General features: G+C 38.9%; 8 protein-coding genes. 6 read left to right on the top strand and 2 right to left on the bottom strand.

Features of this window, described 5'->3' with window-relative positions; genetic code table 11:
* The first annotated feature begins 7 nt into the window (after positions 1–7).
* Positions 8–736 (top strand): potassium-transporting ATPase subunit KdpC, encoded by a 729-nt coding sequence (kdpC, locus tag C1T21_RS15275; RefSeq protein WP_103048850.1) that lies wholly within the window; start codon positions 8–10, stop codon positions 734–736.
* Positions 737–866: 130 nt separating this feature from the next.
* Here kdpC and C1T21_RS15270 read toward each other — a convergent pair whose 3' ends face one another.
* Both C1T21_RS15270 and C1T21_RS15265 read right to left on the bottom strand, forming a co-directional pair.
* The gene (locus C1T21_RS15270; RefSeq protein WP_103048849.1) at positions 867–2,075 is read right to left on the bottom strand and encodes an MFS transporter; all 1,209 of its coding nucleotides are present in this window, start codon (positions 2,073–2,075) and stop codon (positions 867–869) included.
* 13 nt (positions 2,076–2,088) lie between these two features.
* Positions 2,089–2,631: a PadR family transcriptional regulator gene (locus tag C1T21_RS15265; protein ID WP_069012203.1), complete on the bottom strand. Its 543-nt coding sequence runs from the start codon at positions 2,629–2,631 to the stop codon at positions 2,089–2,091.
* 587 nt (positions 2,632–3,218) lie between these two features.
* Here C1T21_RS15265 and cysE point away from each other — a divergent pair.
* The 5 genes from cysE to C1T21_RS15240 all read left to right on the top strand — a co-directional run.
* Positions 3,219–3,791, top strand: coding sequence for a serine O-acetyltransferase (gene cysE / locus C1T21_RS15260; protein WP_103048848.1), 573 nt, complete (start codon positions 3,219–3,221; stop codon positions 3,789–3,791).
* 23 nt (positions 3,792–3,814) lie between these two features.
* Positions 3,815–4,822, top strand: coding sequence for a SagB/ThcOx family dehydrogenase (locus C1T21_RS15255; RefSeq protein WP_180984596.1), 1,008 nt, complete (start codon positions 3,815–3,817; stop codon positions 4,820–4,822).
* A 37-nt stretch (positions 4,823–4,859) separates the two neighbouring features.
* Positions 4,860–8,045, top strand: a complete 3,186-nt coding sequence (locus C1T21_RS15250; RefSeq protein ID WP_103048846.1) for a non-ribosomal peptide synthetase — start codon at positions 4,860–4,862, stop codon at positions 8,043–8,045.
* An 18-nt stretch (positions 8,046–8,063) separates the two neighbouring features.
* Positions 8,064–11,339, top strand: a complete 3,276-nt coding sequence (locus C1T21_RS15245) for a non-ribosomal peptide synthetase (RefSeq protein WP_103048845.1) — start codon at positions 8,064–8,066, stop codon at positions 11,337–11,339.
* 15 nt (positions 11,340–11,354) lie between these two features.
* Positions 11,355–17,500, top strand: a 6,146-nt coding sequence (locus tag C1T21_RS15240) for a non-ribosomal peptide synthetase (protein WP_146032496.1), incomplete at its 3' end; no start/stop codon positions are given.

Raw genomic sequence — 17,500 nt, 5'->3', positions numbered from 1 at the left:
GAACGACATGAATGGTTTTTATCGGATGATGTCTGGACGCAGATTTGCTGCGCACGAAAAAGCCGAATCTGGCGGGCAAGGTCATAACAAACGTACAGGGACCGGGACAGTGTCGGAAGGACAACCGGAGAGACAAGAGATGCGAGGAAGTACAGTTATTGGAGTGGCTTTGCGAACTTCGGTGCTGATGATTCTTTTGTGCGGTTTGGCATATCCGCTAGTCAGTACAGGAGTAGCGCAGGTTCTGTTTCCGCAGCAAGCAAACGGTAGTATGATCCGTGACGCAGAGGGGCGGGTGGTCGGCTCCGAATTGATTGGGCAGTCCTTTGCCGATTCGGCGTTTTTCCAAGGTCGGGTATCGAGCGTTGATTACAATGGGGCTGGTTCAGGCTCTAGTAACTACGCACCGTCGAATCCGGCCTTGATACAGCGAGTCAAGGATTCTATTGCGGATTGGCAGAAGCATAACCCGGATGTACCTGTCAGTCAGGTTCCGGTGGACCTGATTACGAACTCCGGCTCCGGTCTGGACCCGCACATCTCGCCACAGGCGGCACAGGTGCAAATTCCGCGCATTAGCGGCTTGACGGGTATCCCGCAGGATCAACTGAGAGCACTGGTGCAGGAGCAGACAGAAGGCCGCAGCGCCGGGGTATTCGGCGAGCCGCGTGTGAACGTGCTCAAGCTGAATCTCGCGCTTGAGGCGCAAATGAAGGTAGAGCCTGCCAAGCCATAGATGGATCAAAAAAAGGTATTCCTGAGCGATAAGCTTGAGGAATACCTTTTTTCAGGGGTTGAAATTCTGTATAATGGAAAATATGCAATAAAATGTTTTATTATTTATGTGGATATGAATTTTTGTTCACTTATTTACTTAGCTTTACATTGCTTGATGAATTTTTGGTTTTCCTTAAGGCTGAAGCGAGTACGAACATGTATATAAATACAATAATGCCTATGATTAAATAAGAGAACTTAATATTCATTAGATCCGTGAGAGTACTGCTCAAAATAGGGCCGATCATTAGGCCAATCGAGTATGCCGTGTTATAGAGTGCAAAAGTAATTCCATAAGAATGAATTCCACTTCGTTGAGAGATATCAGCAAGTTGAGGTAAGCAGGGAGCAAGGACCATACCCATGCTAACCCCTAAAATAGCTAAAATAACAGCTTGAAGCGATAATATTGCTGGAAGTGCAGTTAGAGGAAGTGCGATGGATACCATAAGTAGACCGAGGAGAATTCCATTTTTATAGCCGATTTTACTAGAAAACTGTCCTATAAAAGGTGTTGCCAGGCCATAAGCAAGCGTGGGAATAGCAAATAATAATCCAATAATTCCTGGGTTAGCGCTAAATTTGTGCTGTAGGTGTAACGGTAATGTTGGCTCAAGTACGCTTGGGATGGATGCGCCGATAATCACCACTCCAATAACCAAAAGCAAATCTTTATTTTTCATGAACGAGAAAGGGGAAATATACTTTTCATTTTTCGCTTCCGGAATATCATGCAGGAGAATTAGTCGAAGTACAGCATCGATGACGGCCAAGGAGATGGCAAAGTAAAAAGGAAGCTGGTAACTTCCCCATTGATACAACCAACCGCCAATTGTCGGTCCGAGAAGGGTTCCGGCGGCTTGACCGGATAATGCCAAGCCCATAGCTTTACCACGTTCTTCAGAAGGGTATAGATCAGCCAAGAGAGCGAGTCCTGCTGTCCAGGTCATTGCGGCTGCGATTCCCTGAAGAGCGCGTGCCACTATAAGTAGCCAGAAAGTGTGGGCTATGGCAAACATAAAAGTGGAGGCTATGAGTCCAATTAACCCCCATAATAGAGGTGTCTTTCTCCCAATCCGATCCGTTAATAGGCCAAAAACAGGTGTAGCTATAAATAATGCGATTGCATAACTGCTGAATAAAAATCCGATTTCAGTTTGAGTTGCGCCCAGAGAATTTGCATACCTCGGCAAAATGGGAACGACTAATCCATAGATTAACATATCAATGAATACAGCTAATCCGACAACAATTAGTGCAGCTTTTTGCTTATTTTGTACTCCTTTACTCAGTTTCATTATTACATCCTCCTCATAAATTTCTTCTTATTTCCTCTTTAATTTGTTTAACAAATTTTAATTGAAGCTCACATTGATCATAAATATTTCTGAAAATTAACATAACGTTTACAGGGATATCCATAAGTTCAGCTTTTTGTTCTTGCCCTAATTTCATTTCTTTATAGATTTTTTCGATGGCTTGCTGCTGGAAACTTAAAGCTTCCTCAATTTCATGGAGCCCAGCCTCATTCATAAAAGTTAAAGCTGTGTACAGTGCTGTTGGAAATACAACAGAAGATTCCTTAAATGATTCGATTAAAAGCCGACTAAACTCACTTTTTCCAGCCTCCGTGATAGCATATATAGCTTTGGACCGGTTCCCTGTCTGTTCTAACGTTTCTAACTGTACAATTCCTTCTGAATCCATTTTTTTTAAGGCATGATATATGGAAGCTGGTTGCACATAAGCCCATTTATCCGTTTGTGCTGATTGCATTTTCTGTTGTATTTCGTATCCTGACATTGCTCCATATTGCAGCAAGAGCCCAAGAACCATCACACGTGTTGTACTCAAGATGATATCTCCTCCATAACTTTATTGCTAAATGTTTTATACTAAATATTTAGTAAAGGATTATAGTCGGATTATATCATTACAATCCAATGATGTAAAGGTTTATTGCCTACATGCGTTTCTCACTGTGCTTCTTCAAAAGAAGCCGTACTAAGAAATTAATAGGTTTTATCCCTAGAGACACGATGGCTGACCTCAACATCGGAGTACGTGAGCTTTGTTGTCTTTTAAATACCATTCGGTTGGTTACTGATCAATAGTATTAAATGGAGAAAGGTATCCTTAGATAAGCACCTCATAATCCCTTTGTTTAAGGGAAAGCTTTTTACCATTAAGTTGATAGATTTTATATAGTTTGTAATTATAAATTTAACCTAAAAAACATTAATTCAATATTTACTTTACGAAAATATGGAGGTAGAATATTTCTTGTGTAACATACTAAATATTAAGTATTTTATATTTTTTAAAAAATGTATAGTTATTAATGTTTTCTATGCTATTAGAGAGGTGGGAATATATGAACAGTCTATAATGATGCTTACATTTACATCGGAAAGATACTTCTGCAAGGGGAGTGATCCGAAATGTTAAGCAAGTTGATCAAGGATATCCGGTTTATTAGAGAAATGGACCCAGCGGCAAATAGTTGGCTAGAAATACTATTATGTTATCCAGGTCTTCATGCTTTGATATTCTATCGATTATCTCATTTCCTTTTTGAGGCTCATTTGTATTTATTTGCACGAATGTTATCTAATTGGGGACGATTTTTTACGGGAATAGATATACATCCGGGTGCGAAGATGGGAGATGGGATTTTTATAGATCATGGTATTGGAGTTGTAATAGGTGAAACTACTGTAATTGGGAGCAATGTGACGATATATCAGAATGTTACTTTAGGGGGCACTGGGAAAGATGTGGGGAAACGGCACCCTACTATTGGAAACAGGGTTGTTATAGGGGCGGGAGCCAAAGTATTGGGCCCTATTACAATTGGCGATTACTCCAAAATAGGAGCAGGCGCAGTTGTGTTAAAAAATGTACCTGCTAATTGTACAGTTGTCGGTGTTTCGGCAGGCATAGTGAAATGGAACGGGTATTCTTTCATAAAAAACAACCAGCATAATAAGTCAGTGGTCAGATATCTTAAATGATCATATTTAGAGGAGGAACTATTATGCATAAGCAAGTACCTGTGAAATTATCCAAATTAATCCATGATGAAGCGGAGTATTTCTGGTCTCCATCCGTTCGTTGGTGCAAAACAGAGGATGCTGTTGAAATTGAGCAATCCATATTCTCTGGTATAGCACTTGAATTATTTCCTGAATTGTACTACATAACGCAAAAAGGCATAAAGCTGGAATCTCTTATCGAGCATTATTCTCATTTAGATCAGGGACTATTTGTTGATTTTATTAAACACTTAATTAATGAACGTATATTAGTAAATTCTATTTTATCCCCTCAAGAGCTCCTTTATCCGCATAATTATCTTGTACACAATCCTCACCACGATGACACTTTCATTGATCCGGAACGTTACAATTACTTCAAACAAAAACAGCTTGAACGCTCATTTTCGAATGTTATGGAGTACGAACTTCCTCTAGAGGATGTTTCTTTCACAGAAGAGATTGTAAATCGCAGATCTTTTCGTAATTTTGATATAAATCTTAAACTTCCATTTAAAACATTTTCAAAACTAATCTCTGTTTTTAAGCAGACGATAACGAATGGGGAGATTCGCTATTTTTACGCAACCGATGGTGGATTATATCCAATCGATATATTCATTTATGTTAAGGACGCCCGTGTAGAAAAGGTAAAGGCAGGCTTATATTACTATAATCCTGTACGTAATATGCTACAAATGGTAAGCAGCGCTTGTGTTATCACACAAGAAGCTCATTATGCCCAAAATCAAGAAATATTTAGCACATCAGCTTTTTCTGTGTTTATGGTTTATAACAGTGAGGTAACGATGCCGAAATATGGAGGAATGGGCTATTTGTATGCCGCTATCGACTGTGGAATTATGGTGCAACTGTTTACTCAAGTAGCTGAACTGGAACAGGTGGGGTTGTGTTCTATTGGTGATATGAATTTCCGGAAAATTAAAAAATATTTCAAACTAAATTCCAGTCAGGTTATGCTGCACTCCATTGAAGTTGGACTCAAGTGAATAGAACGATGGAAACTCGGCAGGGAGGAATAACAATATGACTATCCACAGTCTATTTGAAAAGCAAGTAGTAGCTAATTCAGATCATCCCGCTGTTGTCAGTTGTGAAAAATACCTAACCTATCGCGAATTAAATGAAAAATCCAATCAATTAGCTGAAGTACTGGTTGAGCATAATGTTTGTACTGGTTGTATTGTTGGAATTATGATGGAACGCTCCGTCGATATGATCATTGCAGTATTAGCGGTCCTTAAATCTGGAGGAGCTTATTTGGCAGTTGATCCAGGTTACCCTGAGGAGAGAATTAGATTCATGCTAAGTGACAGTAACGTAAAGTTGCTGCTTACACAACAGCATTTGAAAACTCCTAATCATCCAGGATTAAGTAAATTAATAATGACTGAACAGCTGTATTGTAATCGCTCGACTGATAATTTGGAGCGGAATGTTTGCTCAAGCGATCTCGCCTATTTAATCTATACCTCAGGTTCAACAGGGCAGCCTAAAGGAACCTTATTAGAACATAAGGGAATTGAAAATTTGCAGTCAATTTGGGCAAATAATTTCCATATTACTTCAAAAGATCGAATCGGTCAGTTCGCCAGCTTTTCATTTGATGCCTCTGTATGGGAACTTTTCATGGCACTTTTTAATGGGGCGACCTTATATATTATTCCTCAGAAAATAATACATGATCCCATCGATTTTGAATCCTATGTTTCAGAAAATATGATTACCGTCTTAACACTGCCTCCAAGTTATGCAGTGTACCTGGAAGCTTCACATATTTCGGATTTAAGGTTGCTGATAACAGCCGGATCGTCATCATCCAGTAATTTGGTGAATCAATGGAGTCCGTGTACAACTTATGTGAATGCATACGGGCCCACAGAAGCGAGCATATGTGCTTCTTTATGGGTGGCTCCTTCAGCATATTTTGAAGGTAATTCAGTTCCTATAGGCTTGTCATTGCCGAATACGCATTTTTTTATTTTTGATGAGCAACTGAACCCTGTTGATGCTGGAGAAATCGGGGAACTTTTCATAAGCGGCTGTGGGCTGGCAAGAGGCTATTTGAATCGTCCAGAGCTTACAAAACAAAAATTCATCCAACATCCAAGAATTCCGGAAATAACAATATATAGAACTGGTGATTTAGTTCGGATGCTTCCTGACGGGAATTTGGAATATCGTGGGAGGATGGATCAGCAAGTAAAAATACGTGGACATCGGATCGAATTGGAAGAAATTGAAGCGATTCTTCTTAAATATAAAGAAATCACAGAAGTAGTGGTGCAGGCTATTCGGGATGAGCAGGATCAGCTGCAGTTGTGCGCGTATTATGTAGCTCAAAATACGATTAGCACAACGGAGTTGCGTCAGTTTATCAGGCAAGAATTACCGATTTATATGATGCCAACCTATTTTGTTTATTTATCTGAACTTCCTATGACCATTAATGGAAAAGTGGATCGAAAAGCCCTTCCTATGCCAACCAGGGATTTATCGGAGCAATCTAATCATCATCAGCCTCGCACTAATTTAGAAGAACTTTTATGCCTACTAATGAGCGAGGTTCTTGGCGTAGGGCAGGTGGGAATATATGATAACTTTTATGATTTGGGTGGTGATTCAATTAAAGCCATTCAATTATCTGCAAAGTTGAACTCCCATAATCTAAAGCTCGGTAGTCATCATCTTTTAAAACAACCTACTATTGCACAATTTGGCCAGTCCATTCAACAGATTCACCGTAAGAGTGACCAAGGCAAAATTTTGGGGAATGTCCCCCTTACCCCTATTCAGCATTGGTTTTTTACAAAAAAGTTAACTGATAAGCATCATTGGAATCAATCTGTTCTGTTTTATAATCCGGAACGGTATGAAACAGAAGCATTGCTCAGAGTTTTGAAAACATTGGTTGAGCACCACGACGCGCTTAGAATGACTTACCAGATGGAGGGAAGTATTTTAAAGCAGGTGAACATGGACGTGAGTCCCGAGGTATTCGGCTTCAATGTATTCGACGTGCCGCATGAGGATGAAGAAAAATTTATTATTGACCAAATTTCAGAGATTCAAGGGAGTAAAAGTTTGGAGAAGGGTCCATTAGTACATTTAGGACTGTTCAGATCCAAGTCGGGAGATCATTTGCTGTTGTCGATACATCATTTAGTGATGGACGGAATTTCCTTACGTATATTAATCGAAGATTTCTCAAAGTCCTATGAGCAAATTATTAAAGGCAGAAAGGTTATACTGCAAGGAAAAACAGATTCATACCAAAAATGGGCTGAAGCATTGAAGAATTATTCATATAGTAAGGAAATAGTAAAACACATCCCTTATTGGCTGAATTTTAATGCAAAAGTTAATCAGGAATTATTACTGTGGAAGAATGACCAAGTGCAGGTGTCAACACAAAGGAACAAACGTAATTTAAAATTTGCTCTGTCAAAAGAAAACACAAAATGGGTTCTTGGTCAAGTTCATCATGCATATAACACCGATATAAATGATGTTTTGATAACTGCTTTAGGGATAGCTCTGTATGACTGGCTTGAAGTCAAACAAGTTGTAATCAATATGGAATCCCATGGCCGTACAGATATTTTACCTGATATGAATATTACACGTACAGTCGGCTGGTTCACATCTCAGTGCCCCGTACTTCTATGTATGTATGAGCCTGACAATTTGTCTGATTGGATTATAAAAACCAAAGAGAATCTTAGAACTATTCCGAATAAAGGTTTGGACTATGAGGTACTCAAATATCTTAGTACGGAAAGTTTGAGGGCGCCTTTGGTATTTTCTATTGAACCAGAAATTAATTTCAATTATTTAGGTCAACTTGACCCAATCTCAAGTTCTCCATATTTCCAACTCTCTTCTTACAGTAGTGCAGCTTCCTTTGGACCCGAGGGATTAGGGAATATCAGCCCTAATAATGAACTGTGTTATGCACTTGAAATAACAGGATATATCACGGGAGATCAATTGCATCTTTCTATCGGCTATGATAGTGCACGAATTAGTGGACAAGAAATCCAGCATTTGGCGGAAGGATATGAAAAGCAGCTTATCAGGATTATTCAGCATTGCATAGACAAGAAGGAGCAGTTGCGCACTCCAAGTGATTTTACATTAAAAAATTTAAAGGAAGAGGATTTAGATATGATTTATGATGTACTTCTCAGTTCCTTGAATTCTAAACACTAGATTAGGCAGGTGAGTAGAGTGAACCCGTTTTCGAAAGGACAAATTCAGGATATATATGCGCTGTCCCCTATGCAAGAAGGCATATTATATCATTCTCTCTCAGATACAGATCCCAACACTTATATAGTACAGCTAATCCTAACCATGGAAGGTCATCTTAATGCTGAACTTATGAAGCAAAGTTTTTCGACACTTATCCAACGGCACAATGTATTAAGAACTACTTTCTTATTGGAAAAGGTCAAGCAGCCACTTCAGGTAGTGCTGACGGAAAGACCTCTTCAATTTGTTTATAAAAGCAGAGCTGATATATCAAATCTGGATAAAAAACAGTGGATTCAGCATTATTTACAAAAGGATCGTCAGCAAGGATTCAATCTAACGGTAGATCCGCTCATTAGGCTGTCCGTGCTCCAGACAAGCTCTAGTGAAAGTACTTGTATACTCACTTTTCACCATATTTTAATGGATGGCTGGTGCTCTGATTTAATCCTTTGCGAATTATTCGAAATCTATACTGGTTTAGTTAAAGGACAAAGCCAAACCATTTGTATGGAGCAGCCTTATAGTCAGTATATAGAATGGTTGGCAAAACAAGACCAAGATAGTGCGCTTGAATACTGGAAAGATTATTTAAGCGGTTTTGAAGAGTGCTCAATCATGCCAGGTCAGACACATACTAATGGAAACAAATTAATTCAAGATTATAGCTTGGGTAAACATTCTATTCAATTAGAGCGTCGGCTGTCCAATTTTTTAAAAGAATTGGCCCGAAACAACCAAGTCACATTAAACGCGGTCTATCAGAGTCTGTGGGGGGTTGTGCTGCAAAAATATAATAATAGTAACGATGTTGTATTTGGCTCAGTTGTTGCAGGAAGACCACCAGAGATCCCAGCAGTTGAGCGAATGATAGGGTTGTTTATTAATACAGTTCCCTTACGTATACAATCAGCAGGAGACTTAACCTTTACTTCACTAATACAGCAAATTCATCATCTGAATTTGAATTCTAAGCCCTACGAGCATTTGTCCCTTTCACAGATTCAAAATCAGTCGATTGGACAAAGCCTGTTTGATCATATTTATGTGTTTGATAATACGCCTTTAAATTCCTCATGGAAACATCAATTAACAGAAGTAAATGTACACATCAAGGACGTTAATGTTATAGAACATACTAATTATGACTTAAGTATTACAGTGCTTCCGGGAGATGAAACAAACATAACATTTATCTATAATTCCAATATCTATTCTGAAGATACTGTGAGAAGAATGGCAAATCATATATATAATGTCGCAATGAAAATCTACAGTGAACCTTCTGCTTGCTTGAAAAATATCTGTATTTTGAGTGCTGATGAGGAAATCGAACTTATTGCACTGAGAAGCTCAAAGAGTATGGAGCATAGCGGTACAGAAACACTTGCAGATTTATTTGAAAGACAAGTTGAAGTTGCGCCATTTGCAACGGCCCTTACCTATGGAGAAACTCATATATCCTATGGTGAGTTAAATAGGCAAGCCAACAAGCTTGCCTATGTTTTGCAAGATATAGGTGTTCAACCTGATCAACTAATTGGACTGCTTACTGAGCGTTCACCAGAGATGATTATTGGGATACTAGGCATTTTGAAATCTAATGCAGGCTATACTCCTCTTGATCCGGAAAATACAAGTGAGAGGTTAAAGGTTATTGTGCAGGATGCGAACTTATCAATCATTGTAGTTTCGCGATCAAAGGTTTCTTTAATTACAAAGCTAATAGCACAACTGGAAGGTTCCGAAAGACATCGGATTTTGGTTCTTGAGGACGTGCTGGAACAAACAAATGATCGTGATAAGAGTAATCCACTACGCCTATCAGAGGCTAACCATTTGGCTTATGTAATGTATACTTCTGGCTCGACCGGTATACCTAAAGGAATCATGATTGAACATATCAATGTAATGAGAGTTGTGAAGGGTTCAGATTATGTACAAATTACACCACAAGATACCATTCTCCAATTGTCCAACTTTGCTTTTGATGGTTCTATTTTTGATATATTTGGGAGTCTTTTGAATGGAGCAAGACTTGTTTTAATAGACAAAGAGACAATGCTTAATGTATCTGAGTTAGCTCAGTTGATTTTAAAAGAGAATGTCTCCGTTTTTTTTGTGACAACGGCTCTTTTTAATACACTCGTAGACCTTGAAATTCATTGCTTGGCCAATGTAAGAAAGGTACTTTTTGGTGGCGAGCGAGTATCCATAGTACATGTAAATAAAGCTTTTCAGTTGATGGGTAAAGGGAAAATTATTCATATGTATGGCCCCACAGAGAGTACCGTTTATGCGATGTATCATGAAGTTCAAGAAGTTAATGAGGAGATGTTTACGATCCCGATCGGCCGACCCATTAAGAATACGGAGGTGCTTGTTCTTAATTCGGATAATCAGCAGCAGCCAATTGGGGCAATTGGGGAACTGTGTATTGCTGGAGAAGGTCTCGCACGAGGTTATCTCAACAATCACCAATTAACTCAAGAGAAATTTTTCTATCTGCATGATAAACGATTATATAAGTCAGGTGACTTAGGGCGACGACTTGAAAACGGAGAAATTGAATTTCTAGGACGTAATGACCATCAGGTAAAGATTAGGGGATTCCGAGTTGAATTAGGTGAAATTGAAAAGTGTATCCTTGAAAATCAGGCCATTAAAGAAGTATTCATCATGGAGCAGACAGATAAACAAGGGGATAAGCGCTTATGTGCGTATTTTGCTGCAGATCAAGAAATGAATACCGAAAAAATCAGGCAATGGGTTTCCGAAAGGTTGCCAAACTACATGATTCCTGCCTATTTTGTAAAGGTAAATAAGTTGCCTCTAAATGCAAATGGCAAAGTGGATCATAAAAAACTACCAATACCTGATACAAGCCAGCTTTTTCAGAATCAAGCGATACATCCAAGGAACAGCATTGAAGAGACGATAGCCCATGTATGGGAAACGGTGTTGGGGATTGAAAACATAAGTGTAGTCGAGGACTTTTATACATTGGGAGGAGATTCAATAAAAGCAATTCAAATTTCGGCGCAACTTCGAGTGAAAGATATTACAGTGACTACCAAAGATATATTCCAGTATCCAAGCGTAGCGGATTTAAGCACCTTTATTATAAAGGGACAATCCAAGCAGGCCCAGTCTGTGAATACTACTGTGATCCAAAATGGCTATGACGAATTAGGGATTTCCGCAAGTGATCTGCACGAACTTCAAACAGAGTTGAATTCCAAGATCAATTAACAGGGGGAACTAGTCATGTCGTCTAAACAACTTTTACAAAAGATTTATTCGCTAACACCGATGCAAGAAGGAATTCTATACCATACATTGCGTGAAGAAAATCAGGGGAATTTTATAGTTCAGCTTTTTTTCAGTGTGGAAGGGCCTCTCTCACTAGATATTATGAATAAGAGTATGCAATTGCTTGTACAGCGACATGAAGTTTTTCGTACGCTTTTTAATGTCGATAAAGCGAAGCGACCCATTCAAATAGTCGTAGACCATTTGGAACATAAAATTGTTTTTCAGGATTTAACTGAAAAAAATCATGATTGCCAAATGGAATATATCTCTCATTATGCCGATGAAGAAAAAATGAGAGGCTTCGATGTAACTGCTGAAATGCTTGTTCGGCTTGCTGTATTCCAGACGAATCTACAACATTTTCGATTACTTCTAAGCTTTCATCATATTATTGTAGATGGTTGGAGCTTGAGCGCGATTGTACAAGAGCTTTTTGAAATATATAGTGCCTTATCTGCGCAAAGATCTCCTGATCTAAGGGAAATTCACTCTTTTCAAAATTATATCGAATGGCTTAAACATCAGGATCAAAATTCTGCAAGTTTATACTGGAACCAATATTTAGAGGGGATTGAACAGTCCACTGCTCTACCATGGCAACCCAAACAGAAAAGGGAAGGCTACTTGCAGGAACAAATTAAGTTTACCTTCGATCGGGAAATGACTAAAAAACTTAAGGAATTGGCACTCGCCTATCGTGTAACGATGAATGCTGTTATTCAAGCAATCTGGAGTATTGTGCTAAAAAGATATAATGATACCAATGATGTGGTTTTTGGAACAGTCGTTTCAGGAAGGCATGCAGCGGTTTCCGGAATCGACCAAATGATCGGAATATTGATCAATACCAATCCAGTAAGAATAAAATTTGAACAAGATATCCATTTTGAAGATCTGTTGATACTCATCCATAAGCAAATGATTGATTCCCAAGAGCATAGTCATTATCCCCTGATGAAGATACAAGCGGCTACGCCATTGAAAGAGAATTTAATCAATCATATTGTAGTTTTTGAAAATGTGCCTTTGGAATTCAATTTATTAGACGGACAGCATGTCCGTGAGTTGAAAATTTATGATTTTGAATTAAAGGACCAAACAAACTATGATTTCAATATCATTATCATCCCCTCCGAAGAAATATCTGTATGTTTAAAGTATAATGCATTTTGCTATTCGCATGAAGATATGCGAAAGGTTGCCGGACATATTCGTGCGGTCACTACTTCCATCACTGAAAATCCACACATACTTGTTAGAAACATTTCAATTCTCACGCCAGATGAAAAAGAACGTATATTAACAGAATTCAACAACACAGACCAAGCTTTTTCTGGTCAAAAATATTTACACGAATACTTTGAAGATAGAGTTATAGCTTATCCTAATAAAACTGCCCTCATCTTGGGTGAACAAAATATGAGTTATGAAGAGGTTAACAAACGTGCCAATCAGCTAGCCAGAATACTACGACGCAAGGGGATAGGTAGTAACCGGACCGTTGGAATAATGGTTGAAAGATCATTTGAAATGATCATAGCTATACTGGCGACTCATAAGGCTGGTGGGGCTTATATACCTATCGATCCCGCTTATCCCAAGGAGCGGGTTCGCTATATGCTACAAGACAGCGTAACTAACCTTGTCTTAACAAAGACAAATTGGAAGGAATGCCTCTCAGGTTTTGAAACAGAAATCTTGCTTATGGATGTAAGTTTGTCTGATAACGAGGATGACACCAATCTAAATTGTGTTAATAAACCTGAGGATATGGCTTACATTATGTACACATCAGGTTCTACTGGCAAACCAAAAGGGGTTATAGTTCAGCATCGGTCCGTTGTCAACAATATGTTATGGATGCAACGAAAGTATTCGATCACAGAAGCAGACATTATCATGCAAAAAACAGCTTATACTTTTGATGTGTCTGTGCTTGAATTGTGCTGGTGGTATTTTCAGGGCGCTGCTACCCTATGTTTATTGGAGCCTGGAGCTGAAAAAGATCCTGAGAGCATAATCCGCACAGTTGAACAACAAAAAGTAACTGTAATCCACTTTGTTCCATCTATGTTACATGCATTTTTAGACTATTTAGAATATGGAGAGGGACATATTCAGCGTTTATTGTCTATACAAAAAGTATTTACTAGTGGTGAAGCACTGACATGCTGGCATGTTCAACGGTTTAACGATGGATGGAGAAGAGATAAAAACATTGTTTTCTCTAATCTATATGGACCGACTGAAGGCACTATACATGATTCTTATTTTGATTGCCCTTCTGATTTTGAGAGGGATTCCATACCAATCGGCAAGCCGATCGATAATATTCAAATGCATATAATAGACCAGGATGGTCAATTACAGCCAATTGGTGTAGCAGGAGAATTATGTATTTCGGGTACAGGTGTAGCAGCAGGATATGTGAATCTTCCAGAAGCAACTGAAGAGAAATTTGTAAGAGATCCATTTAGAGCGGGTCAAAAAATGTACAAAACAGGCGATTTAGCAAGATGGATGAGTGATGGGAATATTGAGTACATGGGGAGAAAAGACTTTCAAATTAAGATACGTGGATATCGAATTGAGATTGGAGAAATAGAAAACGTTCTACATCAATATCCAGGTATACAGCAGGCATTAGTCACAGTATATATGGATGCCGAAAATAATGGACATTTATGCGCATATATTATGGAGTCCCGATCTATTGATGAAGATTCCATAAAAAAATATCTTATCCAACACGTACCAGATTATATGGTGCCGTCTTGTTTTATAAAGTTAGATAGATTTCCTCTATCGCAAAGCGGAAAGATTGATCGTAGGAATTTACCAATACCGGACATCAAAGTAAAGGTATCTGCTAGCTACACACCGCCAAGAAATCATATTGAAACCGTGACTTCAGAGATATGGGAAGAAGTGCTGGGGGTAGAAAAAGTGGGCATCCATGACCATTTTTTTGCACTCGGGGGAGATTCTATCAAAGCCATTCAAGTGTCGTCACGTTTACAACGTCATCATGTGCATATCGGGATCAAAGATATTTTCGCGAATCCGACGATTGCACAATTAAATCAGGTGTTAGCTATACAAACAAAAGTTGTAGATCAGAGTGTTGTTGAGGGGATCGTTCCGCTTACCCCAATTCAAAAGTGGTTTTTTGAACATCAGGGGATACAACGTCATCATTGGAATCAGTCTTTTATGTTGTATAGAAAAGAAGGTTTTGAACCTGAGACTCTTCAAGAAACGATGAATTATATTATTTATCATCATGACGCTCTGCGTATAGTGTATTCAAGCGAGCAAGACTCTATTGTACAAACAAATCAGGGCATGAAAAAGTCGGCTTGGTTGCAGGTTATGGATCTATCAAGTGAACTAGATGTAAGGGAGCGTATCGCAAATTTTTCAGAAGAGATTCAAAAGAGTATGGATTTAACTACAGGTCCTCTACTGAAAGCAGGGGTATTTCAAACCATAGAAGGAGATTACCTCCTTATGGTTGTGCATCATTTGGTAATAGATGGTGTTTCTTGGAGGATATTGCTAGAAGATATCACACAGGTTTATAAACAGCTTAGTTCTGGAGAAAAGCCTTCATTACCGTATAAGACTACTTCCTATAAGAGCTGGGCTAGCACACTGGAGGAGTATGCGAATAGTCCGATATTACTTGATGAGATTCCATACTGGATGAATATAGATCAGCGGTATTTTGAGCCTCTACCTAAGGATCACACATGTCCAACCAACTTTATCAAGGATACGAGATCGATAAATATTCAACTATCCAAGCAGGACACAGACAATCTGCTTCGTCATTCCAATCAGGCTTACAATACGGAAATTAATGACTTATTGTTAGCTGCATTAGGGAGTGCATTCCGAGATTGGACACATCATACTCAGATTCTTATCGGTTTAGAGGGGCATGGGAGAGAAGACATAGTTTCTGATATTAATGTCTCCCGGACGATCGGTTGGTTTACAACGATGTATCCTGTAGTAATTGATCTTCCGCCATCTTGTTCTGTTCAGGATATTGTTCAACATGTAAAACAAACATTACGCCAAATCCCAAAAAAAGGGATCGGATATGGTCTGTTAAAATATATTACTGCTCTGGAACACAAAAAATCAATGAAGTGGAAACTCAATCCAGAAGTTTGCTTTAACTATTTAGGGGAATTTTCCCAAAGTATAGATCAGGAAGTTTTTACGCTTTCTGATATGCCTCAGGGCCAAATGCTTGATCCACAATCAGAGCGAAGTTACTCCATTGATATAACGGCAGCAGTCATGGAAGACGAGCTGAAAGTTTCTTTTATATACAATGAGTATGAGTATGATGAAGATACCCTGGCCGAAGTTGCCCTAAATTTTAAAAATCATCTCTTGGAAATTATCAATCATTGCGCAACATGTGGAACAAGAGAGGTTAGTGAAAAAATATACCCGATAGTGCTTCCTGATTTAGAACAATTAAACGCTCCTTTTGCATTAACTGATATTCAGATGGCATATTTTCTAGGTCGAAATGATGAACTTGAAATGGGCGGCGTTTCCACTCATGTATATACCGAGGTGGAGACTGACGTTGACATGGTGCGTTTTAATGAATGCTTGAATAAAGTCATTCAGAGACACCCGATGCTAAGGGCGATTATCATGCCAAGCGGCGAGCAGGTTATTCTTAAAGATGTGCCTGAGTATCAAATGGTTATAGAAGACCTTCGATTCCTGAAAAGAAGAGAACAAGAGGAACGAATTCATCTGGAGCGAAGCCGGATGTCACACCATGTGTTTGTTCCTGAACAGTGGCCGATGTTCGAATTTAAGGCTTTCCTGCTTGAGAATGATAAGTATCTATTGTGTATGGGCAGAGATTTGCTCATTGCTGATGCAGCAAGTATGGATATTATCGGTCGTGATCTGATGTATTTCTATCACAATCCAAATGCCGAATTGCCCAAATTGGACTTCAGCTTCCGCGATTATATTCTTGCTTATTTAGATTTGAAGCAATCTGAAATACATGAGCTGGATCGCAAATACTGGCTTAATAAAGTAGAAGATTTTCCATTAGCGCCTGTTCTTCCTTTACAATGTGATCCAGAACAAATAAAAACACCAAAATTCCAAAGAAAAGAGAAGATATACAATCAGCAACAGTGGATTTCTTTAAAACAGCTGGCTTTACAAAATGGAGTGACTCCATCCGCTTTGCTTGCGACTATTTATTCATATCTTCTTTCCATATGGGGCAATCAAGAGAACTTGTCCATTAATCTTACGGTCTTCAATCGTTACCCTTTTCATGAGCAGGTAGAGCATATAGTAGGTGACTTTACATCAAACCTTCTGCTTGGTATTTCATTTAAACCGGGTATGTCATTCTGGGAAAAGGCCAGGGCCGTTCAGTTTGTCTTAATTGATGCGTTGGAGCACCGCCACTATGAGGGTGTTGAGTTTATTAGAGATATTGTGAGACATCATGGGATTAGACATGGAAAGGCTGTAATTCCGTACGTTTTTACCTCTGTGCTTTCTGAAAATAACACAGAGCGCACACCTGGTCTTGAACAATTAGGAAACTTGAAAACGGGAATAACGCAAACCTCACAGGTCTATATTGATTTTCAGGCTACATTAGTAGCAGATGAATTATGGCTATTTTGGGATTATGTAGAGGAATTGTTTTCACTAGAAATGATTGAAGGCATGTTCAGACAGTTTACGCAAATCATTGATTCTCTTTTGTTAGATGCTATGCATTCTTCAAATCTGGAAATTAAAGTAGAAAATGAGGAAGCTAACCGGTTATACAATAATACGAACAAGACTATACCGTCTAGCACCTTGCACGGTTTGTTTGAGGAGCGGGCAGCACGTACTCCAGAAGCAGTGGCGTTAATGCATAAGGATGAATGCCTTACGTATGGAGAACTGCAGAAACGTTCGAATCAAATTGCCCGCTATTTGCAAGAGCAGGGGGTATGCCGTGGTGATTATGTCAGCGTATCGGCAAGCCGGAGCATTGCAACTGTTGCTAATGTCATAGGTATTTTGAAGGCTGGAGCAGCTTA

Origin of the sequence: Paenibacillus sp. F4, assembly GCF_002894905.1 — a bacterium.
GTDB lineage: Bacteria > Bacillota > Bacilli > Paenibacillales > Paenibacillaceae > Paenibacillus > Paenibacillus polymyxa_B.
This window is presented reverse-complemented; position numbering and strand designations above follow the sequence as displayed.

Excerpts from the sequence above, each read along its gene's own strand:
- cysE (WP_103048848.1), top strand. The coding sequence starts at position 3,219 with ATGTTAAGCAAGTTGATCAAGGATATCCGGTTTATTAGAGAAATGGAC.
- kdpC (WP_103048850.1), top strand. The coding sequence starts at position 8 with ATGAATGGTTTTTATCGGATGATGTCTGGACGCAGATTTGCTGCGCAC.
- C1T21_RS15250 (WP_103048846.1), top strand. The coding sequence starts at position 4,860 with ATGACTATCCACAGTCTATTTGAAAAGCAAGTAGTAGCTAATTCAGAT.
- C1T21_RS15270 (WP_103048849.1), bottom strand. The coding sequence starts at position 2,075 with ATGAAACTGAGTAAAGGAGTACAAAATAAGCAAAAAGCTGCACTAATT.
- C1T21_RS15255 (WP_180984596.1), top strand. The coding sequence starts at position 3,815 with ATGCATAAGCAAGTACCTGTGAAATTATCCAAATTAATCCATGATGAA.